This window comes from Flavobacterium psychrotolerans, assembly GCF_003097635.1.
Classification (GTDB): Bacteria; Bacteroidota; Bacteroidia; order Flavobacteriales; family Flavobacteriaceae; genus Flavobacterium; species Flavobacterium psychrotolerans.
On record NZ_QCZI01000001.1, the window covers coordinates 159,291 to 184,658 of the forward strand.

At 33.7% G+C, this 25,368-nt stretch carries 22 protein-coding genes; 7 read left to right on the forward strand and 15 right to left on the reverse strand.

Features of this window, described 5'->3' with window-relative positions; all coding sequences use genetic code 11:
• The first annotated feature begins 1 nt into the window (after position 1).
• From DB895_RS00685 to DB895_RS00700, 4 genes are all read left to right on the forward strand, one after another.
• Positions 2-1,840 carry a DUF262 domain-containing protein gene (locus tag DB895_RS00685; protein ID WP_116723419.1) on the forward strand — a complete coding sequence of 613 codons (1,839 nt, stop codon included), beginning with the start codon at positions 2-4 and terminating at the stop codon, positions 1,838-1,840.
• Positions 1,841-1,849: 9 nt separating this feature from the next.
• A complete protein-coding gene (locus DB895_RS00690) occupies positions 1,850-4,165 on the forward strand; it encodes a DUF262 domain-containing protein (RefSeq protein WP_116723420.1) in 2,316 nt (771 codons plus the stop codon).
• A gap of 21 nt (positions 4,166-4,186) precedes the next feature.
• Positions 4,187-7,480: a type I restriction endonuclease subunit R gene (locus tag DB895_RS00695; RefSeq protein ID WP_116723421.1), complete on the forward strand. Its 3,294-nt coding sequence runs from the start codon at positions 4,187-4,189 to the stop codon at positions 7,478-7,480.
• Between the two features lie 79 nt (positions 7,481-7,559).
• On the forward strand, positions 7,560-9,989 hold the full coding sequence (locus tag DB895_RS00700; RefSeq protein ID WP_116723422.1) for a hypothetical protein: 2,430 nt from the start codon (positions 7,560-7,562) through the stop codon (positions 9,987-9,989).
• 489 nt (positions 9,990-10,478) lie between these two features.
• Here the strand turns inward: DB895_RS00700 and DB895_RS14215 are convergent, their stop codons facing one another.
• The 3 genes from DB895_RS14215 to DB895_RS00710 form a co-directional block, all read right to left on the reverse strand.
• Entirely contained in the window at positions 10,479-10,652 is a 174-nt protein-coding gene (locus tag DB895_RS14215; RefSeq protein WP_086440623.1) for a hypothetical protein, read from the reverse strand.
• A gap of 180 nt (positions 10,653-10,832) precedes the next feature.
• Positions 10,833-11,180 (reverse strand): hypothetical protein, encoded by a 348-nt coding sequence (locus DB895_RS00705; RefSeq protein ID WP_116723423.1) that lies wholly within the window; start codon positions 11,178-11,180, stop codon positions 10,833-10,835.
• Positions 11,177-11,977: a type II toxin-antitoxin system antitoxin SocA domain-containing protein gene (locus DB895_RS00710; protein WP_116723424.1), complete on the reverse strand. Its 801-nt coding sequence runs from the start codon at positions 11,975-11,977 to the stop codon at positions 11,177-11,179. The genes DB895_RS00705 and DB895_RS00710 overlap by 4 nt, the downstream gene beginning before the upstream one ends.
• 1,479 nt (positions 11,978-13,456) lie before the next feature.
• Between DB895_RS00710 and DB895_RS00725 the strand changes: the two genes are divergently transcribed.
• On the forward strand, positions 13,457-13,879 hold the full coding sequence (locus DB895_RS00725; protein ID WP_116723427.1) for a DUF6943 family protein: 423 nt from the start codon (positions 13,457-13,459) through the stop codon (positions 13,877-13,879).
• Between the two features lie 185 nt (positions 13,880-14,064).
• Here the strand turns inward: DB895_RS00725 and DB895_RS00730 are convergent, their stop codons facing one another.
• The 4 genes from DB895_RS00730 to DB895_RS00745 form a co-directional block, all read right to left on the reverse strand.
• A complete protein-coding gene (locus DB895_RS00730) occupies positions 14,065-14,307 on the reverse strand; it encodes a hypothetical protein (protein ID WP_235893295.1) in 243 nt (80 codons plus the stop codon).
• Positions 14,297-14,560 (reverse strand): hypothetical protein, encoded by a 264-nt coding sequence (locus tag DB895_RS00735; protein ID WP_116723428.1) that lies wholly within the window; start codon positions 14,558-14,560, stop codon positions 14,297-14,299. Before DB895_RS00735 ends, DB895_RS00730 begins: the two co-directional genes overlap by 11 nt.
• A gap of 12 nt (positions 14,561-14,572) precedes the next feature.
• Positions 14,573-15,025: a DUF5675 family protein gene (locus tag DB895_RS00740; RefSeq protein ID WP_116723429.1), complete on the reverse strand. Its 453-nt coding sequence runs from the start codon at positions 15,023-15,025 to the stop codon at positions 14,573-14,575.
• 68 nt (positions 15,026-15,093) lie between these two features.
• Positions 15,094-15,897: a hypothetical protein gene (locus DB895_RS00745; RefSeq protein ID WP_116723430.1), complete on the reverse strand. Its 804-nt coding sequence runs from the start codon at positions 15,895-15,897 to the stop codon at positions 15,094-15,096.
• A 97-nt stretch (positions 15,898-15,994) separates the two neighbouring features.
• Between DB895_RS00745 and DB895_RS00750 the strand changes: the two genes are divergently transcribed.
• Positions 15,995-16,486 carry a thermonuclease family protein gene (locus DB895_RS00750; protein WP_116723431.1) on the forward strand — a complete coding sequence of 164 codons (492 nt, stop codon included), beginning with the start codon at positions 15,995-15,997 and terminating at the stop codon, positions 16,484-16,486.
• 104 nt (positions 16,487-16,590) lie between these two features.
• Here the strand turns inward: DB895_RS00750 and DB895_RS00755 are convergent, their stop codons facing one another.
• On the reverse strand, positions 16,591-17,193 hold the full coding sequence (locus DB895_RS00755) for a hypothetical protein (RefSeq protein ID WP_116723432.1): 603 nt from the start codon (positions 17,191-17,193) through the stop codon (positions 16,591-16,593).
• 112 nt (positions 17,194-17,305) lie between these two features.
• On the opposite strand from DB895_RS00755, the gene DB895_RS00760 reads away from it, so the two are divergent.
• Positions 17,306-17,578 (forward strand): transposase, encoded by a 273-nt coding sequence (locus DB895_RS00760; protein ID WP_243694606.1) that lies wholly within the window; start codon positions 17,306-17,308, stop codon positions 17,576-17,578.
• A gap of 358 nt (positions 17,579-17,936) precedes the next feature.
• On the opposite strand, the gene DB895_RS00770 is transcribed toward DB895_RS00760, so the two are convergent.
• The 7 genes from DB895_RS00770 to DB895_RS00800 form a co-directional block, all read right to left on the reverse strand.
• Complete coding sequence (locus DB895_RS00770) at positions 17,937-18,962, reverse strand: hypothetical protein (RefSeq protein ID WP_133242629.1); 1,026 nt, start codon at positions 18,960-18,962, stop codon at positions 17,937-17,939.
• Positions 18,963-19,041: 79 nt separating this feature from the next.
• Positions 19,042-20,676 (reverse strand): ABC-F family ATP-binding cassette domain-containing protein, encoded by a 1,635-nt coding sequence (locus DB895_RS00775; protein ID WP_116723435.1) that lies wholly within the window; start codon positions 20,674-20,676, stop codon positions 19,042-19,044.
• Positions 20,677-20,805: 129 nt separating this feature from the next.
• On the reverse strand, positions 20,806-21,609 hold the full coding sequence (locus DB895_RS00780; protein ID WP_116723436.1) for a Cof-type HAD-IIB family hydrolase: 804 nt from the start codon (positions 21,607-21,609) through the stop codon (positions 20,806-20,808).
• Between the two features lie 17 nt (positions 21,610-21,626).
• Entirely contained in the window at positions 21,627-21,845 is a 219-nt protein-coding gene (locus tag DB895_RS00785) for a putative signal transducing protein (protein WP_116723437.1), read from the reverse strand.
• An 18-nt stretch (positions 21,846-21,863) separates the two neighbouring features.
• Positions 21,864-22,526, reverse strand: coding sequence for a DEAD/DEAH box helicase (locus tag DB895_RS00790; RefSeq protein ID WP_116723438.1), 663 nt, complete (start codon positions 22,524-22,526; stop codon positions 21,864-21,866).
• Between the two features lie 93 nt (positions 22,527-22,619).
• Positions 22,620-23,783 (reverse strand): sigma-54-dependent transcriptional regulator, encoded by a 1,164-nt coding sequence (locus tag DB895_RS00795; RefSeq protein ID WP_116723439.1) that lies wholly within the window; start codon positions 23,781-23,783, stop codon positions 22,620-22,622.
• A 237-nt stretch (positions 23,784-24,020) separates the two neighbouring features.
• Complete coding sequence (locus tag DB895_RS00800; RefSeq protein WP_116723440.1) at positions 24,021-25,325, reverse strand: ABC transporter permease; 1,305 nt, start codon at positions 25,323-25,325, stop codon at positions 24,021-24,023.
• Between the last annotated feature and the right edge of the window lie 43 nt (positions 25,326-25,368).

The window sequence follows — 25,368 nt, forward strand, 5'->3', positions numbered from 1 at the left end:
TATGAGTAGCACAACACCGTTAATAGATTTGTTTGGCAAAAAATTTATAATTCCGCATTATCAACGTGGGTATAGATGGGAAGAGCAGGAAGTTACTGAACTGCTTGATGATATTTGGAATTTTATGAACACGTCTAACAATGGAGAATTCTATTGTTTGCAGCCTATTGTAGTTCAAAAAATAGCAGAAAACGAATACAATGTTTTAGACGGACAACAACGATTAACAACGTTATACTTGATACTGGTTTATTTAGAAGAAAGAAGGTTTGAAGATGGGTACAATCAGGAGCTTTTTACATTAAACTATGAAACAAGAGACAAGTGCGAAAAGTTTTTAGCCGATAGAACTTTTATAACTACTGTTGATGAATCAAATATTGATTTTCAGCACATCTGTAATAGTTATAGATACATAGAAACTTGGTTTAGTAAACACGCAGGAGCAAAAGGAAAATTAATCCCAATTTTACTTGACGATAATAGTTTAGGAAACAAAAACATACGTTTTATTTGGTATGATGTAGAACAAGAAAAAAATCCAATAGATGTTTTCATTCGACTGAATGTGGGTAAAATTCCATTAACCGATGCCGAATTGATAAAAGCATTATTACTACAAAGTGACAAATACCATCCAGACGATTTGAAATTCAATAAAATGAAATTGTTTGAAATCGCCACTGAATGGGACACGATTGAATATACATTACAAGAAGAAGTTTTTTGGTATTTTTTAAGCAACGAGGAAAATACAAAGCCCACACACATCGAATTTATTTTTGATGCTATTGCAAATAAGATTTTAAAAGAGAAAAAGTATTTTGAATCTAAACCTTTAAAACACGCAACTTTTCTAATCCTGTCAGCTTATTTACAAGACTTAATCACAAATGATAAAAAATCTCGAATAGATGCGGTAAAACACATTTGGGAAATGGTAATTGAATATTTTGAATATTACAAAGAATGGTTCGAAAACAGAAAACTCTATCATTATATTGGCTATCTAATTGAATCAAAAGGAAGTTATATAATTGATACCTTAATAAAAGAATCGAAAGAAAGAACAAAAAAATCCTTTGTAACATATCTCGAAGGCGAAATTAAAGATTTAATCAAAATAAATACAAAACGCAAAGATGCAAGTGGCAATAGTATAGCTGTTAATCTAAAAGATTTGTGTTATGAAAACGAGGACCAAAAAACAAACGATAAGCCATTAATTATCAAGATTTTGTTTTTGCACAATGTTATAGCTACCTTAAAATCGGAAAAAGAAAAAGCAAAATTTCCTTTCAATCTTTACAAAAAAACTAAAAAGAACGAAAAATGGAGTTTAGAGCATATCCACGCACAAAAATCTGAAAATATTACAAAATTAGAACAGCAAAAATCTTGGCTACAAGACCATATAAAATCATTGACCAATACAAATGATACGCAATTTGACAGTGTAATTAAAAAGATGAATATTGCTTTAAAAGATGATGATTTAGACAAAGAAGAATTTAATAAAATGGTGAGTTCAGTGTACTCATTAATCAATAAAATATCGGGTATTACCGAAAAGAACACGCATCAGATTGATAATTTATGTTTAATCGATAAAAACACCAACAGTCAACTAAACAATTCTGTTTTTGATGTAAAGAGAGAGAAAATTAAAAAAAGAGAAGTCAAAGGATTTTACATTCCTATTAGTTCTAGGAATGTCTTTTTAAAATCGTACACAGATTACCCTCAAAACAATGCCTATTGGAGATTAGAAGACAGAACAGGGTATCTTAAAAGTCTTGAGGAAATGTATAATTATTTTGTAATAGAAGCAGTTAATTAAAGCAAATCAATGAAATATACTTTATATACATTATTAGAAAATAATTTAGTCAAAATTCCATTGATTCAAAGAGATTATGCACAAGGTCGAGAATCAGAAAAAGATTTAAGAAATAGTTTCATAACCAAAATACAAAAAATCTTAAATGAAGATACAGAAAAGCTTAATTTAGATTTTGTCTATGGTTACACCGAAAAAACCAGTCAAGGTAAGAACGATTTTATACCGCTTGATGGACAACAACGATTAACTACTTTGTGGTTATTACATTGGTATTTTGCTTCTAAAGAAGGGAAATTAATAAAAGAGGAAGAAACTAATGAAATCAAAACAATTCTTTTAAATTTCACTTATGAAACAAGAATTTCTTCTAAAAGATTTTGTGAAAATTTAGTCAATAACCCAATTTCAAATTTAGATAAAATAGAATCTATAAAAGAAGAAATAATAGATTCGTCTTGGTTTATGACTTCTTGGAAAAATGATCCCACAATTATTGCAATGCTTAATATGTTGGAAACAATTCATTCATCATTAGCCGATTCTGAAAATGTTTGGGATAAATTGACTTTGAATGAACTTATTACTTTTGATTACATTGATATTAAATCCGATGAATTCAAATTAACAGATGAGCTATACATAAAAATGAATTCAAGAGGAAAACCTTTAACACCTTTTGAAAATTTTAAAGCAATATTCTCTCAACTTTTAAATGATGATAAAACAAATTATTTTAAGGAAAGAATTGATTTCAAAGGAAGTAAAATTAACTATCAACAATATTTTGCTTTTAATATTGATGGTAAATGGGTCGATTTATTTTGGAATTACAGGAAGGTTAGTGATAAAGGTTTAGATGAAAACATATTAAATTTTTTCTATTATGTAGCAGAAATGCTTCATTACAAGAAAAATAAAGATGAAAATTTCATCAAGAATTTCGAATCATTAAAAACGGTTTACGCACATAAGGAAAATGTTGATTTTCTTTTCAATTCGCTTGATTTTCTGTCGAGTGTAAATGGTATTGATTCGTTTTTCAGTGAATTATTTTGTAATAATGAATATGTAATTGGTAAAGTAAAATTATTTGATGACAATACTACCGATTTATTTTTAAGAGCGTTCACTGACAATCAATTTGATGTGAAGCAAAGAGTGCTGCTATATGGAGTTTTAGAATTTTGTATTGAAACTAAATCACTCTTTCCGGATAAAAAATTAAAGGATTTCATTAGAATATTGAGAAATTTACTTTCAAGAATTCGACAAGTAAATACCAAAAAAAGAATTGAATATACTTCAAATTTAAGACTTCCGAACTTTTTTGATTATTCTAAATTTATCGATGAATTGGTAAAATTAATTAAGACAAATCAAAACAAAAATGTATTTCAATTATTTACAGAAAATAAACTAAAAGGATTTACAAAAGAGGCTTTTGATGCTGAAAAGAGTAAAATTGTTTCTATTCTTAAAAACAATAAAGAAGAAGAAAATATTATCAAACTAGAGGAACATTTTTATTTAGAAGGCATTAGTGATAATTTCGAAATTGAAGCTGTTAATATTGAAAAATATGTGGAAGCTTTTTATGAAATTTGGGAACTTAAAGAAACTAATAATTCACTATTAGTGAGAGCATTATTAACACACGGTGATTTTTCAGTAATTACACACGATTATTCCAGCTTGGGTATAATTAGATATTTTGGTTCCAAGGAGTATTGGAATAGAATTCTTTCAACTACTGATAAAATTGAACAGGTAGCAATAAAAAGTATAATTAACTCATTTTTAAAAGAATATATTAATTTACCAGAAAAGACAATCACTGATAAATTAAACAAAATGATAATGAATTTTAAACCAATAGTAAAAGATTGGATTTATTATTTTGTCAAATACAATGAGTTTACTTCAACTTATTCTGAAAGGTTCAATTTGTTTACTTGGAAAGATAGTAATGGATTTAATATAAATAGTTTAGGCAATTCAGGTATACAGCCTTTGGCTTCCTATCACCTTAATCCTTATTTAATTACTATAAATAGTAGATTGACCAAGCAAAAAGGCTTAACACTCTATATGGGTAGATATACAGAGGATTTAAGCTTTTTACGTTTGCTAAAAGATATAGATATCTATTGTAGCGATGAAGGATATGATATTTACAATATTGATAAACACAAAGAATTTAATTCACTTGTAAAAAACTTTAAACTGGTAAAGGCTAGTAATTATTACGTTTTAAAGGAATCTATAACAAAAGATAAAATTGAAATAGCGATTGATTTTTGTCAAGAAGTTTTAAAAAAATAAATACCATAATACATTTTAACTATGGCATATCTAAACGAATCACATATTGAAGTAGCCGACATCAATTTCTTTACCGAAAAATTGGGCTACACTCACATCAATGCTTGGGAGAAAAAACTAATGGGCAGAGAAACACTCAAAGATGTAGTGTTACTCGACCGATTACGAAGCAGTTTAGAGAACCTAAATAAAAATTTACCGTCAGAATGTATTGACCACGCCATTTATGAACTGACAAAAAGCAGAGCTACACTTACGCCAATCATAGCAAACAAAGAAATATATGAACTAATTAAAAACGGTGTACAAGTTGAATATAAAAACGAATTAGGTCGTGAAGAAAATGATTATGTCAAAGTAATTGATTTTAACGAAAAGACAAACAATGATTTTTTATTGGTTTCTCAATTAAGTATCGAATACCAGGAAACACAAACCATCACACGAAGACCCGATTTATTGCTCTACATAAATGGTTTACCATTAGTAATGATTGAATTAAAAAATGCTACGGAAAAGGTAAAAGTAGGATTTGATAAAAACTTAAAGGATTACAAACGAGATATTCCACAATTGTTTTGGTACAATTTATTTGTGTGTGTGTCAAACGGAATTCAAACCAGAGTGGGTAGTTTCAATGCACCTTGGGATCATTTCTTTTCTTGGTTAAAATTAACCGACACCGCCATTACTCACGACCAGCCCACAAAAGACGAAATCGAGATTGAAAGCCAAAGAACCGGAGAACATTTAAGTTTGAAAATCTTTGGCGAAGGTCTTTGTTGCAAAGAAAACATACTAGATTATTTTGAAAACTTTGTGTTGTACCATAAAAACAAGGTTAAAATTATTGCTAAAAACCATCAGTATTTAGGAGTAAACAATGCGATACTGGCTTTACAGAATAAAGATACCAACAAAGGGAAGTTAGGTATATTTTGGCACACACAAGGTTCAGGGAAATCGTATTCAATGATTTTCTTTTCTAAAAAAATCCATCGTAAAGTTACAGGAAATTGGTCCTTTTTAGTCATTACAGACCGTAAAGATTTGGATGGTCAGATTTACAGAAACTTTCTAGAAACAGAAGCCATTGTTGAAACCAAAGACCAAAAAGAAAATTATTTCAGACCAAAAGACAAAGTAAATCTTCGAGAATACTTGCAATCCAATAGAGCGTATGTTTTTACATTGATTTTCAAATTCGGGATAGAAAGCGGCAAAACATATCCACAACTAACCGACAGAAAAGATTGGATTGTTATTGTAGATGAAGCCCACAGAACACAATATAAGAGTTTGGCAGAGAATATGCGTATTGCATTACCAAACGCCCAATACATAGCTTTTACAGGCACACCATTATTAAAAAGCGAATTAACAAAGGATTGGTTCGGTTCTTATATTTCGGAATACAATTTTGCGCAAAGTATTGAAGATGGTGCAACAGTGCCTATTTTCTATAAAAAGAGTGTACCAAGAGTAGAACAAGTAAATCCTGATTTGGTTGGAGAAGCAGCTGCTATTTTGGAAGACGAAAACCTTACAGAAGAGCAAAAAAGCAAATTAGATAAAGAGTTTTCTACCTTATTGAATGTAGTCAGAAGAGACGATAGATTAGAAGAAATTGCAAAGCATATAGTGAAACATTTTCCGTATCGTTTAGATGTCGTAGATGAAGAGGACAGAAGAAGACCAATGAAAGCAATGGTAATAAGCATTGATAAATTCACAGCTGTCAAAATGTATGAAAAAGTACAATACCATCTAAAAGAAGAAATCAAAGAGTTAAGAAAGAAAATAGCTAGCGAAACCAATCCCGAACTAAAAACAAGATATGAAAAGGCAATTTCTTTTATGACCGAAACCAAAATGGCAGTGGTAATTAGTCAAGAAGGAAGTGATAAAGAAGAGGAAAAAACATTTAGTGAAGCAGGTTTAAATATTAGACCACACAGACAATTATTAGACCATCCAGATGAAGACGGTCGCAATATTGAAGATTATTTCAAAGACCCAAACAATACATATCGCATTGTTTTTGTTACCGCAATGTGGATGACTGGTTTTGATGCACCATCGGTTTCAACGCTTTATTTAGATAAACCATTGCAAAATCACACGTTAATGCAAACTATTGCAAGAACAAATCGGGTTATTGAAGGAAAGAAGAATGGTTTAGTAATAGATTATTTTGGAGTTTTTAGAAATCTTAAAATAGCTTTAGCTGCATATGCAGAAGGAACTAGAGGCAGAAAAAATGAAGACGATGAAGACGAATATCCAGCAAAAGAGTTTGAAGAATTATTATCATTATTAGACCAAGCAATAATTGAAGCAAAGCTATTTTGTAACGAATTGGGAGCTGATGTAGATAAAATTCTATCAATGGGAGAAAGAGGATTCAAAGAAATAGAATTGTTTCAAGAATACGCCAATATTATTTTGGCTAAAGATGAGCATAGAAAACAATTAGGATTATTCGTAAATACCATTGTTTCGTTATATGATTCAGCAAAACCCGAAGTGTATGAATTTCCAATCGTAAAAAAGAATAGGGATGTTTTACAATATTTAAGAGATGTTGTCGACAGAAATGTAGATCAGGACGAAGCAGTAGAAAGAGCCAAGAAAAAGATTGAAGAATTACTAGACAGTAGTATCGTTGGAAAAGGAGATTTGCAAGAACCAATTAATTTGGAATACAAGATGGATTCATCAAAGCAAATCGATTTAAGTAAATTAAATTTCGAATTATTGAGAAGCGAGTTTCCAGAAAAAAAGCATAAGAATATTCAGTTTGCAGATTTAAGAGAATTGCTCGAAGTGAAGTTAAAGCAAATGATGGCTCAAAATAAAACGAGAGGTTCATTTTTAGAAAACTTTCAAAAGATAATTGATGATTATAACTCTGGTAGTATTTCTATTGAAGAAGCTTATGAAGAATTAGTGAAACAAGCCGAAGCAATGAATGAAGAGCAACATCGAGCTGCTAAAAATGAAATGAATGAAGAAGAGCAAGAACTTTTCGACTTATTAAAAAAAGACAAATTAACCAAAGAGGAAGAAAAATCAGTTCGATTGGCTGCAAAGTCTTTACTAGAGAAATTATACGACGCTAAAAATAAAATCCTAATCCAAGAATGGCATAAAGAAAAGGCAACACAGGAAAAAGTAAAAAGAGAAATCCAATTGGTACTTGGAAGCTTGCTACCAGAAACCAGTTATGACCGATTAGTTTTTTCTCAAAAAGTAGATGTAGCATTTCAGCATTTTTATGAGTTAGCACAAATGGGAAGAGGTTTTGCTGCTTAATTTGTATTGTAAAATCCTTATTTTTTAAATGAGGTATTAATTTATAATTTTTATTAATTCATTCTAAAATCTATCAGATATGGAATTAACTTTAACTAAAATAAACGGCACCAATCCTTTCTTAAATTACGATGAATTAAAAGATTCGTTTATAAATGAGTTAATTTCTTATTATGGAAAAGCTGAAGTTATAATTTTAAATAAATTTCCAGTTTCAGTATTAAATCAATCGACATTAGATTTTGTTATTTTTATAAAAGTCCCTGAGAATCTTTCAGTCAGACCAAAAATTGAAACTAAAGATAATTTTGTTTATATATCAAATTTAATTATTGCGGTTTCAATTATTAAAGAATATAAGAACCAAAATATCACAGTTGAAAATAGCGAATTAGAAATTAATGATTCATTTATTGATTTAAAAGATAATGCCTCAAAACTCAAATGGGGTTTAACAAATTATTTTCACGATGCTTGTAATCTAATTAGAGAAAAAATAACTGTTCATCCTGTTTTTTGGGTTTTAAATGATAACGATGAGTTAGTTTCCAATAATATAATTGTAGCTAAAAGTTTAAAATTTAATTTAATAAAGGAATGTATTGCTTTAAATGATTACTTAAGATATCCAGGATATTTAGATTGGAATTATGAGCCCTCGTATGAAACATCGATTAAACAAATTTTAGAACGAGCATCAAAAGATTCAGAATTAGGTTATCTAACAAAACAAAAAATTGAACGATTTCAAAATAGATTTGAGTCAGCATCACAAAAAGCATTTGATTCAATAGGAAATACACTTGTTGAAGTAAAAGGGAGAGCTGGTTCAGGTAAGTCATCAGATTTACTAAAATGGATGCTGCAAAAAAGTTTGATAGGCAAAAGAGCTACATTTTTAACTTACAATCATCTATTAGTTTATGAGATTTCAAGACAAATAAAAGGATTTGAGAATGTATTAACCGAAAATGAAATTATTCAGAAAGAATCAACTACGACAAACACGATTCATTCTTTTATGTTCAATATTGCTAAAAAATTAGGAGTGGTTTTACTAATGTCTGAAAGTAGAATTAGTTATTTAACAAATGTAATGAATGACAGACTTGAAAGAATTGAGTTATTGTTTAATGGTATTAGAAATCAAAATATTACAATCAATAAGAATGATTTAAAAAAAATTATACAAAATGAAAACTCTTTTGATGAAGGGACTAAAAGAGAGGCAATTGATTTTATAAATCATTCTGATATGTATAAAGATTTTAAAAATGTACTAGAAACAAAGAAGCATATAAATCAATTTAAAATATTTAAAAAGATAAAATTAGAAGAGCATATTAATTCCAGTATGTTTTTGTCTGATTATCACGAAGTATTAAAAAAAATTCTGTTGGCTATAGATAACTTGGATTTGTTCTTTAAAGAATTTCAAATTGAAAATAAGTTTGAATTACTTGAGAACACAATGAATTTGAATTCATCAATTCTTGTTAATGATGGAAGTAAGAATATAAATTTAGAGGAATTAAAAAAGCGATATGGAAAAAGTATAAATGGTTTTAGAGCAGGAAGAAGTTTGTATATTGATGAGGCTCAAGATTGTCATTCTTACGAAAGAGATATTTTTTTTTCATTATTTGGTGTAAAAAATATAATAATTGCTAGCGGTGGGAAAGAACAACTTATAAGATATTCAGAAGTATGCAACTGGAATATTTCAAAAGGATATAAAATTGATAGTTATCAATACCTAAAAAGAAGAAAATCTTACAGAATGAAACCTGCAATCGCATCCTTGGTAAATCATATTGCTGCATCTTTTAATATAGATTTAGGAATAGAACCATTAGATACAGAAGATCACGGTAGAATATTGATTGAGAGAAATTACAATCCTGATTTATTTAGAAAAGCAAAAATAATTAATGAACTTTTAATAGCGGGTACTAGGCAAGGATGTAGCTCTTATGATTCATTATTATTACTAAAAAATGCTAAAGAAAAGAATCAAAATGCAAATATTATATTATCAGATCAAAAAAGTATTAATATTAATGAATATGATGTTGTAAAAATCGATAGTGACAATAAAAAAACAGAATGGGAATTATTATCAATTGCTGACAATGTAATAAATGAAGCTAGATTTTGGAATTCTACAGGAAATATTGATAAAAGAAAACAAAGTGTACCAGGTTCATTAAGTATTAGAGCGATTTATTACGAATCTAGTCGAGGTTTAGAGGCTTGGTCAACAATGTGTTTTGATATTAATGGTTTTTTTGATTCCAAACGAAATGAAGATGATGCAGATAATTTTTTGCTTTCAGAAATTATGGAACCAGAAGAAAGAAAAAACAAATATGCAGCAACTTGGGTTCTAATGGCTTTAACTAGAGCAATTGACACTTGTTATATTGAGCTTTTACCCTCTGACAATGCTTTGAATAATTCCATTAATAGTTTTATAAATATGAATCATAATTATATAGAAATGATATAAAATTTCATAAACCAAATTTTTATTAACTCATTAACAGATATAGGGTTAATAAACTATTAGGTGGACTTATTAAATTAATAAAGAAATTTAAATCACATTATCTCTTTCATCTGCACAAAAATCGCTCCTAGTCCAAGTATTCCTAGCATCAATTCTTTGTTTGCTTCATTTCGCTAATTTCCAATCCAATTAAAGACAACATATTTGAGTATAATTTAAAAAACCAGTTTTACCATAGGCAAAACTGGTTTTTAAAGAACATTATTTTAATGCCCTTATGATCAAAATCAAAGCAATTGAAACAGTTGCAACTGCAACAACACTATTGACAAATTTAGCAGTTTCACCATAAACAGTAACACAATTACTGTTATGGCATAGTGACGCTTGCTCACTGGTTTTAATTTTATTAAATGTGTACATCTAATTAATTTTTTGGTTAATAGAATTCCGAACAACACCAAGCCGTGTTCTATCAGCTACCTAATGTTACTTCTCTTTAGTAACACCTTTGAATGGAGTACCATCTTGCTTAACATCCATAAAACGACCAGTATCAGCATCACGCTTTACCCACTGCTCCGTTTTTGGATTATAAGTTTGACTACGGTCTTTTACAGCACCATTACGATGTCCGTCTCCAACTTTACCATTTTTAGCCATAGCTGTTAATGATTTTGTCTAACCAAACTATTTAATATTAAGGCGTTTGGTCAAAAACCCAAGGAATAATTAGGTAATAAATAGAATTCTATTACTTTTGCAGAAGAAATATAGAGCCGTCAAACTTTTATTTCATCCGACCGAAGCGCTATTCCTTTTTGCTTCGGTTATTTTTTTTTACTATTCAAAATAATTCATTATTCGGTCTCTGTCCTCATTATCCTTATCATTTTTATGGTATATCTCAATAAAAACAATTTTATTATCATCCTTGAAATAAGCATAAACTAAACGCAATCCCGAATTAACTCCATTTCCTTTTAACGATTTACAAGCTATTTTTTTTACTTTAATAACACAGCTTTCAATTCCTAGGTTGTCAATTCTAAAACTAAAAGGAGGTCTTGCATCAGGTAAAATTTCCAAAACTTTCTTTACTACTTCTATGTCGTCCTTTAAAGTCTTATACTTTTTCAAAAGACCTTTAAAGTCTTTCTTAAACGGATCTATTTCTTCAAATACTATCATAATTCAACTTCCTCTTCATAATTTCTTACAGAAAAAGGAGGTTCTCTATAAAAAGCCAATTCGTAATTAATTTCTTCTCCATCTTTTGAAGCCATCCAAGGAATATCTTTATGCGAATAATTACTAACCGCAGAAGCCGACCAATCACTCATTTGTTCAATTACTCTATCAATTATCTCTTTTTCACTAGCTTTTAATTCTGTTAAATCAGCTTTTTCTAATGGTAAATAACGAGTTTGAGGATAACCGTGATATTCTGTTTTTACACGTTGTATTTGATTAAAATCAATCATTTGAGAAATAATAGTATCTAGGTTTTGAGGCACTGGTCCAAAAGGTAGTTTTCTGTAATTAGCTCCAGTAAGATGTTCTTCGTATAATTCATAATAATTAAAATCAGAAAAATACAAAAGCTTGTATAAAACAGTTTCTCCTACATTTGGTTTTCCGGCACACTTTTCCAAAATATACAATAGCACATTTTTAAACTTACCTATTTGTAAAGTTGGTACTGATATTCTCTCATTTACAGTTTTTGGCTTTTCAGTTTCTTCTGAAATAAGCAAACCTTCTGATGTAAAGTCCTCTGACATAAAGTCGTCAAGCGAAAAACCAAGAACTTGAGCAAACTTTTGCAGTTCCATAATATTTAAACTTCTTTTACCCAACTCAATTTGAGTTATAGAAGGTCTAGATATTCCAACAATTTTTGCCAAGTCTTCTTGTGAAAGTTGTTTTTTCTTTCTTAACTCAACAATCCGCTGTCCAATTTGAACTTGTGATATTTGAAAAATCATAATTTTGAGATATTAGTTAGTGGGTACAAATATATAAAATGTTTTAATATAAAACAAAATTATGTTTTAATTTAAAACAATAGTTTAATCAACTCATAATCTTTAAAAAAAGGATTAGTGCTAAAAAGGACGTTTTACATTTCAGTTGCCACTCCTTTGCCAACGCTCCAAAAAAAATTACTGGCACAGTTTTTAGAAAAAACACGTACGCTTCGCAACTTGCGCCAGTAATTTTTTTCCCCAAGCTGTGTTACATAATTGAGTATTATAGTTCATCACAAAGCGTTTATATTGTTTTTTTGGTTTTTGCAATGAAGCTATAATATCATTTATGTAAAACAGCCGCTCCTGCCAACGCGCTTGCCAGTGGCTCCAGGACAACATTTTTTGCAGCTCCCATCGCATCACCCAGCTACAAAAAACACCGTCCTTCGCCACTGTCTTCAACAACGTTCACCATTTCATCAGAAACTTTACGGTTATACTTACTTTTAAGAACGTTTTAGGTAACTGTTTTTAGCAACTTTACACCTAAATCGGTAGTGTTTGCATTGCTTTTGTAAGTGTTGTAAATCGCTTATCAACTCTATTTCTAACATTCACAATTTCGGATTAAGCAATTTACAACACCCACAAAACCAAAAAAGAGCCAGTAAGAGTATCTTTTTTTATTTGCCAGAAACACAAAATAAATTGATTTTCCATCGCCTTGATAACTAGCGTTTTAAGTAAATTATTTTCTTAAAAATTCAAATCTAACTTTTTAAGAAGTGTTGGCATCAAGCCGATAGTAAAATCAATCAGAAACTTCTCAGTAAGCAAATAAAAAAAGACACACTTACCTGCGCTACTGCCTCATCGCACTAGGAAAAAGTGTTTTCATTGTTTTTGTAAGTGTAATAAATTGCTTTACAACTTCATTTCTAAACTTCACAATTTCAATAAAGCAATTTATTACACCCACAAAATCAAACCGTAAGAAAGAGTATTGAATTTTAAAGCAGAAAAATGATTGGAATAGATTTTATATTTCTTTTTCCTACTTTAAAATTCAATACCCTTTCCGAAGAACATCAGCTATCAAATCAACCTTTTTTGGTTCCGTTTTCATTAAGAACATCTCGTTCAAAAGGAAAATAAAAAAATAAATAAAAGAAAGTAAAGGTAAGTTCCGGTTTCAAGAAAAAAAAGTTCAAGCCCTTCGGGTTTTAGAAAAAATCTCCACCCATACCGTTTCGCAACAACATTTCATTCCGATTTCACGCCCACATTTCCGATGATGTATCGGGTAGTATTTTTTCTAAAAAAACTTGTTTTTCTTGAAACCTCCACTTGAAGTACGACTTTCTTTTTTTTCTTTTTTTCTTTTAAAAATTTTATGTATGGCTTGTGAAATGGAACGAAGTGGAATTCACGAAAACCAAAAAAACAAACTGAACTATTGAGTAATGCAAGGCACATCATCTTAAAACGGAACGTATGATGAATTTTATAATCAAAACCCACAAAGTGGGAACAATTTACACAAAACCCCATTTATTTGTACTTAACAAAGGGATGAACAGCGGTAAGCCCCAAAAAGAGCCATTTACTAACAGTTTTGTAGTCATTTTTCAAAACAAAGAAGATTGCGAAAGTCTTTATTTTATTGCTTTTAGTTTATGGAAAACAAAGTTTTGGCATCAGCATTTAGTGGGTTCGGTTATTTCATTTTTACGCTTACCCGATTTCAAAAAAGAATTTAGCCCAAAAGCCAGTTTAATGATGGTGGAACACGAGCAGCACCAAAAAAATGTTGCAGCTCTCAAACTTCTGGAGAAAAAAGAAAAGCAATTTCACGAAAATTTGCATCTTATCAGTGACATCCGCAGAGCCATTTTATACCGCTATTGCAGAAAATAAATCAATCCTGGTCCTATTGGACTAGGATTGATTGCGCCTTATTCCCAAGCAAACCGAAGCATAAAAGCAATATGATTGCACCACTTAAATAAATCGAAGTAAAGCAAAGCAATCTACTTTTATTGACTACTATAAACAAAAAAAGCCCAGAATTACTGGGCTTTAAAGTTGGTTATTAACCAAATTTAAGGGTTAGTTTTCGGTTCTTCTTCCGATTTTACAGCAGTTTGAGAAACTACTGAAATAATACTACCTCCAAGAACCAAGTAACCAGCAGCCGAAACCAGTCCAACAGGTAAGGCAATAGGCGAAGCGATGATAATTCCACCTACAGAAGCCAAAGCAATCCCAACAGTTCTCAAAATTTTAAACCATTTTGGAGTTGGTGCCAAGGTTCTTTCTACTAAATTCATTTTGTTATTTTTCATAATCTTGATTTTTATAAATTGATAGTTCTAAATTGTGTACTCTTTTTTCGATGTATTCTACTTTTTGGTTCAGTAAGTCATTACCACTTTTAAACTCGGTTTTGATGATTAAAGCCATCGTTTTAACTTCAACCAAATCTTTTTCCATACTCTTAAAATCGGTGTGTAATTGCTTGATAAAATAAGCCACAATCGAGAGTAACAAAGTGATAAGTGTTCCAAAAAGTGTAGCGATGATGTTGATGTTTTCCATTTTTTGGACTTTTTAGAATTGAAAATTATTTTCAATGATCATTGTATTGTTTTCAACTTTCGCCAATGCTACTAATTTTGGATAAATCATTTTGTAAGCTGCAACACTTTGAGTAACTTGAAAATTGCCATCAACAAATTGAAAACCAAAACCACAAAGCGGACAGCCGGCAGTTTCTTTAATAGTATTTCCGGTATGGATATACACAAAACTGAAATTAGGCAAACCAGTAATTTCAATCATTCCTTCGTGAAACTTTCCAAATGCTTTTTTGTAATCCACATTTTTAGCTCCGTGAGTGTTCAACTTTAAACTAAATACTCCTTTTGGAATGGCAGTTTGAGAAGGGATTTTCACTTCTCTAATTTTGTCCTCCAACAAGTAACATTGAAAGATGCCATTAATGTACAACTGGCTTAATGTGCTTTCCTTTCCTTGCGCTACTCTTATTATTTTGCTTTCCATAGTTCTGATAGATTTGAGATTAAACAAAAAATCCCTCACTTTTGGCGAGGGATTTTCGGAAGGTTTTTCTAAAAAGCATCCTCAACTTTCAAGCAGTTACCACTGGAAAACAAGTAGTAATTTGGTCCCACTTGTTGGTAGAACTCAATTCCGATGCACTGTAAAACAGTTGTGTTTACCGTTGGAATTGCTCCGTTAGGTAAAGTTGCAACAATTGTAGTAGCAGGAACTGGAGCGTACAAATCCAAGAAAGGACTGTATTGAATGTCGTTTACTTCATTCAAAGCTGCATCCATTGGATCATAGCTGTTTGTGGTAGCGTTGTATTCAAAATCACTTACTACTGAAAGTGAAGTAATCAAACGGAAATGAGTTGCTCCAGATGGAGCATTAACCAAATTCGCTGGGTTAAAAGCATCAACTACAAATTCGCCAGTTTCTCTATCAACTCCGTGAGTTAATGAAAACGGAGCGTTGAAAATTCCATTGAAAGAAGAGTTTTTGTCAAACTCAAAACCTTTTAAGTAATTTCTTTGTGTTGTGATTTCAATTTTTCTGTAACCTCTCGCTTCGGTTTGGTCTTCCAAGTTGATTTTCTTCATAATTGAAGTTAATCTTCCAGTTACTTGGCTGTCCGCCATTTGTTTCATTACTTGAGATAAACCAGTTCGAACAGATTTTCCAGCCTTGGCACAAGCACCAAATTCGTTCATATTCTCACGAGTTCTCTCAAATTCAGGAGCAGTTAACACTTGGTCACCAGTTGGTCCGCCAACCATTCCAGCGAAGTAGCCTTCCTGTCCTTTGATTTTGAAGTGTCGGATATCTCCAAGAGTTCCAACATACTTAATAACACCTTTTTGTCTTGCCATTTTTTTAAGATTTAAAAAGTTAATAATTAGATTAAATTCATAAGACAAATTTCAATGATTATCTTTGATTATCAATAACTTAAAACACTGTAAATCAATGCAATACAACGCAAAAGCACCGTACATAGTGGAAGCCCATTGGCAAATTGAAGAAGTCCTAGATGGTGATAGCATAATCATTTGCAATCGTTTCACTGGAATGAAAAAAGAAATCCGTCTTTATGGTTTAGATGCACCAGAAGTAAAACTAAATAGGAAGATGAAAGAAGACGAGGAGAAAAGCAGTTTACCTGCCCAATTATTGCTCCAATTTGGTTTGCAATCCTTGCACTTCGTTTTGTCGGTTGCACCACCTAAAACGGTTGTAACTATCGTTACGGAACAGGAGAATTATTATGACTACTGGAACAGGCAATTAGGATATGTAATATTGCCAGGAGGAGAATGTTTGAATGATTTGCTTTTGATCAATGGGTATGCAAAAGCAACCCAAAATTATTATTGTGGCCGATTAGCGGAATACCAAGCAATGAACCGCCAAGCGCAGCTTAACAGTACTGGTATTTATAGCTTTGTAAAAAGTTTTTGATTTGTTGTACTTATGTTGTACTACAGGGATTTTAATTTTTGTGAATGTCAATAAAATATATACTTCACAAGCGTATTAAGACTAAACGGCTGTTATAGGCTGCCTTACTTTTTTGCAGGAACATCAATCATTACTAAATTCCCACCTTTTTCAGACGAAGGAATTTCCATTTTCACAAATGCTTTATTCCACTCAATTTGAGTAACTGCATCTTTATGAATTTCGTTGCCATTTTCAAATATTGCAATAACAAGCCAAGGATTAGTATTCATATAGACTTTCAGTTCTATGTCTTTTAATTTTTCTTTTAAATGATTAAGTGTTTCGAGTTTATTAGGTTCTAATAAAAAAGCCATTATTCCGACACGCAAGCCAAAATTTCGAATATCAATGATAATATCATTTTTATTTGATTTAGTACTAACACTTCCAAAGTTTTGGTTTTCAAACACCAATTTTCCGATGCTAATTACAAATAATTGATGGAGACCTACGTATTCCGTTAGTTTTAGTCCTTTACCTAATTTTATCATTCTTTCACCTCTTTTATGATGTGAAATTCCGCTTAAATGTCTTGAGGTTTTGTCTGGTTCTGCAAGATTAATTTCTCCGTAATAAATATCACCTTTGGGAACTTGTAAAAAATACATGAACTCTTTTGTCCATGTACCGTCAGTTGCTAATATTTTGAATTTTGTTTTTCCCATACTGTTTTTCAAAGGTTGCCTATAACGTCAGTCTGTGAAAAAACCTCCGTTTGTATCCCAACAAATATAACAAAAACCTTTAATAAAAACAGGATTTTTCGTATTTTTAGGGATGCAACACATCACAGGAACCTCCCGCCATCAAATGCGTATTTCTTCTTTGGAAGACGCTATCTCACCCGATAATCAAGTCCGTTTTATAGATGCTTTTGTAGTGTTTATAGATCTTTGCAAGCTTGGATTTACCATACAGCCCCTCAAGAAAGAAGGGCGTCCGAGTTACAACCCCCAAGTATTTTTAAAAATCTATTTATACGGCTATCTCAACGGAATCCGAAGTTCTAGAAAACTAGAAAAAGAATTAATAACAAAATGTGTCAAGTAATTTTAGGAGGGGTCAACTCCTATGGTTTTGATAGGTACTCCTATAATTTTGATAGGTGCTCCTATACTTTTAAAAGGAGATCCTATGGTTTTGATAGGAGATCCTATGATTTTAGTAGGAGCTCCTATAATTTTGATAGGTGCTCCTATGGTTTTAATAGGTGCTCCTATGATTTTGATAGGTACTCCTAATTATGGGAATTGACATTAAATTGTGTAAACGCAAAAAACCGCCAATAGGGAAAAACCATGAGAGGAGGCAAACACCATGCAAACCAAAATCCCTTTCAGCATGGAACTCCTGAAAGGGATTATGGAATGGATCAATCATTAAAAAGTTATTTTTACAACCCTTTCTATTAATTCCTTCTACCGGATGGCGAAGTCGGTCTGGCGGGATTTTGTTTGGAAGTAGGTAAAACGGGACGCGCACTGGGTCGTTGCATTTCCCTGTTGGGCATCCTCCTATTTATAGTGGGAGCGGTTGGTCGTATTGGAACCGGTTGCCGATTGGGCGAAGCTACTCTCGGTTTATTTAAGGATTGCCCCATTGATGGCGCTGTGTTTCCGTTTCGGGAGGGAAATGTGGGTTTTCTATAATTTCTGCCGTTATAGGTTGCATTATAACTGCCGTTTCTCTTGTTTGTCATCACCATCGTCGAGGTTGACCTTCTAGGATAATAGTGGTTGTAATATACGGGATTCAATACCACAAGGGTTCGGTGATACTGATTGTTTCTGAAATAATGATAGTGATAGCCCCAATAATCATGGTAAAACACAGGATACCAAGGATGCCAAAAGTTGGGATAATACCCCCAATACCATGGAGAACGATACACTACATATACCGGAGAAAAGAGATACAATACTATGGGCCAGCCATCTACCGACGTGTAGGCGGTTTCTGGAATGATTGCCTTTGCCTCTCCTGCATATCCGGGGTTTGGCGTTACTGAAGTTCTTACCGATGAGGATTCGACAACGTAATATTGGCCATACAAATCGGCGTCTCCAATAATTTGAACCGAAATTTTACCGGAGGAATCTTTAGAGACATTAATTACCGCGACATCTTGATTTTCTTTAGCGTTAATGGGCACTTGCAGAATGATTGCGTGCGAATTGACATCTTTCTCGCTTACCACTTTTATATAATCGATGTAGGTGTCGCCATTTAAATCCAGATTATTAATTTTGCGATTCTTGTCGTTAATTGCTTTTTCAAAATCTTCCAGTGTTCTCGATTTTTGAAAAACATCCAATACCGCATACAGATTTAAATTGTCACCCGGTAAACCGAGCGCTTCAGGTTCATTGACATTCTGGGAAATCGCAGCTAAACGCAACAGACCGATAACCAGCAACAAAAGCGCTTTTTTCATGATTCTGATTTTAAATTTAATAACTCCAATCACTATTAAAGTTACAAAAAAAATCAAAACACAAACACCACTTTTTTAATTACTTCTCGATTTCTCGCAAATTTTCCATCTTTTTATGGGCCAAGAAACCAGCAATATCTTCAAAATGTTCTTTTACCCTTTTGTTTCCAAATTCGAAAACTTTGGTGGCCAATCCATCCAGGAAATCACGGTCGTGAGAAACAAGAATTAACGTCCCATCAAAATCGCGCAGGGCATCTTTGATAATGTCTTTGGTTTTCATGTCCAAATGGTTGGAAGGCTCATCGAGAATCAACAAGTTCACAGGTTCCAATAACAATTTAATCATGGCCAGACGGGTTTTCTCCCCACCCGAAAGCACTTTCACTTTCTTGGTCACGTCATCCCCATGAAACATAAACGCACCCAGTATATCCTTGATTTTGGTACGCACATCGCCCACAGCAATATCATCTATGGTCGAAAAAATGGTGCCGTTTTCATCTAATAATGCCGCTTGATTTTGGGCAAAATAACCAATTTGGGAGTTGTGACCAATTTCAACACTGCCGCTATTGATCTCGATTTCTTTCATAATGGCTTTAATCATGGTCGATTTTCCTTCGCCATTTTTGCCCACAAAGGCCACTTTATCGCCCCGTTCTATAACAATATTGGCATCTTTAAAAATAAGATGCTCCCCATAGGATTTGGTTAAGTCCTTCACCACTACAGGATATTGACCGGAACGAACTGCTGGTGGAAATTTAAGTTTCAAAGCCGAAGTATCCACCTCATCCACCTGAACAATAACCAGTTTCTCTAACATCTTTACACGGGACTGAACAGCATCGGTTTTAGAAAACGTGCCTTTAAAACGATCAATAAAAGTTCGGTTATCAGCAATCATGCGTTGTTGCTCGTCATAGGCTTTTTGCTGGTGCACTCTTCTGTCTTTTCTAAGTTCCAGATAATGGGAATATTTGGCTTTGTAATCGTAGATTCTTCCCATGGTCACTTCAATGGTTCGGTTGGTAATATTATCGACAAAGGCTCTATCGTGAGAAATCACCACTACCGCTTTGGCTGAATTCATCAGGAACTCTTCCAGCCATTGGATGCTTTCAATATCCATGTGATTGGTAGGCTCATCCAGCAGAATCAGATCGGGTTTTTGCAACAGGATTTTGGCGAGTTCAATTCGCATTCTCCAACCGCCCGAAAACTCGGAAGTTTGACGCGTAAAATCCTCCCGAACAAATCCCAAACCAATCAGGATTTTCTCGATTTCGGCTTCATAATTCACCTCTTCTATGGCATAGAATTTCTCGCTCAGGTCTGAAACGCGTTCAATCAATTTCATGTACGCATCACTTTCATAATCGGTACGAATGGTTAATTGCTCATTAATTTGGTCAATCTCATCTTTCATTTTGAAGATTTCGCCAAAAGCTTTAGACGTTTCTTCCATTACCGTGGCACCGTCAGTGGTTAATAAATGCTGCGGCAAATAGGCAATAACCGCTTCTTTTGGCGCCGAAATATTCCCTGTGGAAGGTTTGCTTTGTCCCGCAATAATTTTTAATAAGGTGGATTTTCCCGCTCCGTTTTTGCCCATCAAGGCTATTTTGTCGTTTTCATTGATGGCAAAAGAAACATCGCTAAATAAAGTGGTTCCGCCAAATTGAACGGAGATATCGTTGACTGTGATCATCTGGATGGTTAGATTTTTAGATAATTGAGATTATCAGATTTTTGAAAGGCGCAAAGATAGGTGATTGTTTGATTTTAGGACTACTGGATTTTTTAAAAAATAATCTTCTGTAAGACGTAGAGAAAATTTTTAATTTAAGATAAACCTACGAACCACCTCAGCCACGCCATGATTGTTGTTGGACGCCACAATGACATCGCCTCTATCCCTTAACTCCGGATTCACATTGTCTACCCAAACGCCTAATCCGGCATATTCTATCATGGTTAAATCGTTCCCCGCATTACCAACGGCAATGATTTCGCTTTGCAGAATATTTAATTTTTTGGCCAAAAATTTAATGCTTGCCGCTTTATCAATGCCATTTTGAGCCACTTCCAGAAAGAAAGGTTTGGACATGGAAATACTCAAATGGGGCATGGCCAATTTCAGTTCTTTTTCTACTTGCAAAAGGTAACTGGGCTCTTCTAATAAAATACATTTAATGGCAGACGAATTGACGGCTTCTTTAAAATTGGTCACTTTGTTGTGTTTCAAACCCGTAATCGTTTTTTCGACCTCAATGTATTCTGAATCGGTTTCGCTCACAATATTCCCGTCGATATAGGTGATGATATGCGTTTTGCTTTTCAAACTGTAATCGTACAATTCATGAATTTGTTGCTGGGTCAACGATTGTTCAAAAATCACTTGGTCTTCTTTTAAGTCCGTAATCACGGCACCGTTAAAAGAAAGCATGTACGAATTATTGACATCCAAATGCAATTCTTTGGCAAAGTCGGTCATGGCTAGTGTGGGGCGGCCGGAAGCCAAGACCACATATACGCCCAATTCCTGTGCTTTTAAAAGCATTTCCTTATTCTCTTTTGAGATTTTATGGTCATCGGTTAACAGCGTGTCATCCATGTCCAAAACCAGCATTTTATATTTCATGTAAGGGTAATTTGAGTTTAAATACTCATCCTAAATTCCTCGATAACTGGATTCGCCTTGGCAAAATCAGTTTCCTGGATAAATAACTCCACTGCCTGTCCCGAAGTGCCAAAACCGGCTAAAGTGGCAGATTGTATGTTGTTTTTTACTACTGTGGCTACACCAACTTCTTCTATTTTTTGTTGTAAGGCTAAGGCCAAAATTTCACTTCCCGAAAATACTTTCATCAATCCCATGGGTTCTATTTTTATAAATTAATCTTCCGTTTCTTCTTCGCTTTCTTCGTCTTCATCCTCTTCGACTTCTGCTCCAATCTCGAACAAGTAGGGTTCCAGCATCATTTTTTCGGCCAAAAGTTCTATGCGTTCCGTGAGTTGTTCCGAAAAAATAATGCGTTGCGTCTTGGTGATGCTATTGGAAATGCGCATGATTTTAGTTTCGTGACGCAGTTTCAAAATAGGATCTGCATCATCTAGGATAAACATTTTTAGTCGGTTTACATTGTAACCGGCCGTGGTGAACATTTCGCTCAATTTATTGGGAGTCCCAATTAGAACATCAATCCCCGTAGAAATATAGTTTTTATCGTATTCCATGTCGCCTTTATCATGAACGCCATAGACTCTCAAGTTGGTTTCACTACCCAAATTTTCGAACAGCGTTTCCATTTCCAACACTTTGGTTTTGTCTTCCACAATGATCAGGGCACGAGGTGATTCTTCGCCTTCGGCAACCAATTGTTGAATCACATTGATTACAATAGTGGTTGATTTTCCGCTACCTTTTGGGGAGATAATAATACAATCGGCTCCGCTTTTTAGGGTGGAAAAAGTTTCCTGTTGCAAATCATTGGCTTCCTTTAAACCGTTTTCAATGAGTGCTTGTTGTAACTTTTCGTTTATTTTTTTTAGTTTCATTTTTTATAGCTGTAAGCTATAAGCTGTGGGTTGTAGGCTAAATAAAGCAATTCAAACTGCTTATTGCCTAAGCCTATTGCCTAAAGCTAATTATTATTTACTGGCGAACAATTGCACATCTGTTTCTGAAATTTCATTTCCTCCAAGAATGATGAGTCGTTCCACCACATTTCGCAGTTCGCGTATGTTTCCCGTCCAATCGTATTCCTGCAACAATTTGACGGCTTGATTGGAAAAGGATTTGGGCACAATCCCTTGCTCCGTCGCTATTTTTTCAGTGAAATAGTCAATCAGTAATGGAATATCGTCCCGTCTGTCATTCAATGCCGGAACCTTGATTAAAATTACCGCCAAACGATGGTACAAATCTTCCCGAAAACGCCCCTCGGCAATTTCGGTTTTTAAATCTTTATTGGTGGCGGCCACAACCCGAACATCTACCTTAATATCTTTGTCGGCCCCTACCCGAGTAATCATGCTTTCTTGCAGGGCACGCAACACTTTGGCTTGCGCCGAAAGACTCATGTCCCCAATTTCATCTAGGAAAATAGTTCCCTTATCTGCCGCTTCAAATTTCCCGGCACGGTCGCGAACTGCCGATGTAAAGGCTCCTTTCACGTGACCAAACAATTCGCTTTCTATCAACTCGCTTGGAATGGCGGCACAATTGACTTCAATTAACGGAAAATTGGCCCTTTCGCTTTTTTCATGCAGTTGATGGGCTACCAATTCTTTTCCCGTTCCGTTTGGCCCGGTGATTAAAACCCGGGCTTCGGTTTTGGCAACCTTGTCAACCATCAATTTGATGTGATTGATGGCTTGGCTTTCGCCAATCATTTCGTAATTTTTACTGACTTTTTTCTTCAGAATTTTGTTCTCGACCACCAATTGTTTTTTGTCTAAAGCGTTGCGGACGGTATTTAACAATCGGTTCAAATCGGGCGGTTTCGAAATATAATCGAAGGCGCCCAATCGCATGGTTTGAATGGCCGTTTCCATATCCCCATGCCCGGAAATCATCACCATCGGAATTTCAGGTTTAATTTTCTTTACCGCTTCCAGCAATTCGACTCCGTCCATTTTGGGCATTTTGATGTCGCACAAAACGAGGTCGTAATCGTTATTTTTGATTTTCTCCAGCCCTTGAATTCCGTCTTCGGCATCTTCAACACTATAGGTATCGCTTTCTTCAGAAAGTATTTTTGTAAGCACTCTTCGGATGGCCGCTTCGTCTTCTATGATAAGTATTCTGCTCATTTGTAAGTTATATTTTTGCCACGAAGGCACAAAGGCACCAAGTTTTTTATTGTACCCATTAAGTTTTCAAAGTTAACAAAAATTCGCCACTTCGCTCGAGATGACATGATTAGTCCTTTAGCCCTGATGGAAGTGGAAATCCTGTTGTTGTGAGATTGCCTCGCAAGCTCGCAATGACAGATTGTAACGTACAGCAGGAAAATGATTTATTGATCAAGACCAAGCCATTCGCTTCCATTAATATTTTAACCATCGGTACAATTCTTTCCAGGTCGGTTTTTTGCCATACATCAATATTCCGACCCTGTATATTTTTGAGGCAAACCAAACTACGAAAAAGAAAGTTCCGAAAAGAATGGCTATTGAAATTAGGATTTGCCACCACGGCACGCCAAATGGAATGCGCATGAGCATAACAATGGGAGACGTAAGCGGAATCATGGAAAAAACGGTGGCAATTGTACCGTGCGGATTATTCATCACGGTAAAAAAACCGATGTAAACGCCCAGAATTAAAGGCATGATGATAGGCAACAGGAATTGCTGGGAGTCGGTTTCGTTATCGACAGCGGCACCAATGGCGGCATAAAAAGAGCTGTACAGAAAATAACCTCCAATGAAATAAACGATGAAGCTTAGGATCAAAGTGGCTATGGGCAAATCCCATAATTCCTTGATATACATTTGGGCGGTTCCGGCTAATTCCTGTTGCGCCGAGTGCAGCATTTCGGGCGGAATTTTAGCTGTTGGCCCCACATTAACACCAAAGAACACGGAGGCCGCAAACATTAATGACAACCCAATGATTGCCCAAATAAAGAATTGCAGTATTCCAGCCAATGAGGTTCCAATGATTTTTCCCATCATCAATTGGAAGGGTTTTACCGAGGAAATGATGATTTCGACAATGCGGTTGGTTTTCTCTTCGATGACGCTGCGCATGACCATATTGCCGTAAATGATGATGAACATCATGATGAGATAGCCGAATGCGCCCCCAATGGCAATTTTGATTTCATTGAGTCCTTTGACCCCTTCTTCTCCCGATGATTTTGTTAAACTGATGCTGACCTTTGCCTCGGCATTTTGTATGGCCAAAGTGTCAAGTTTCGCATTTTCAAAGTTGATTTTGGTGATTTTTTTAGCAATAACATCTTCCGTTTGATCTAGAAAAGTAAGACTTGGACTGTCGTTTGAAACGTACTGAATTTTACTTTCCAATATTTTGGTGTCAGCCACTTTTGGTATATAAAGCAATCCTTCGTAACTTTCATTCACTATGCTATCCTTCAGAATTTTCACATCAATCAAGGATAAATCGAGATATTTATATTCTTCCGTGTTTTTAAATTCTTTGACAAATAATCCGGTTTCATCATGAATAGCAATATTTTTAACTTCGGCTTTCATGGTGGTTAGATAACCTACAAATGCTGCTATTCCCACGAAAAGCAATGGACTCAAAAAAGTCATGACAATGAAGGATTTGTTGCGGACTTTGGCAATAAATTCTCTTTTTATGATTAGGGTTAAAATGCTCATTTTCTTTTTAGATTGTTGGACAATTAGATTTTTAGACTTCTTA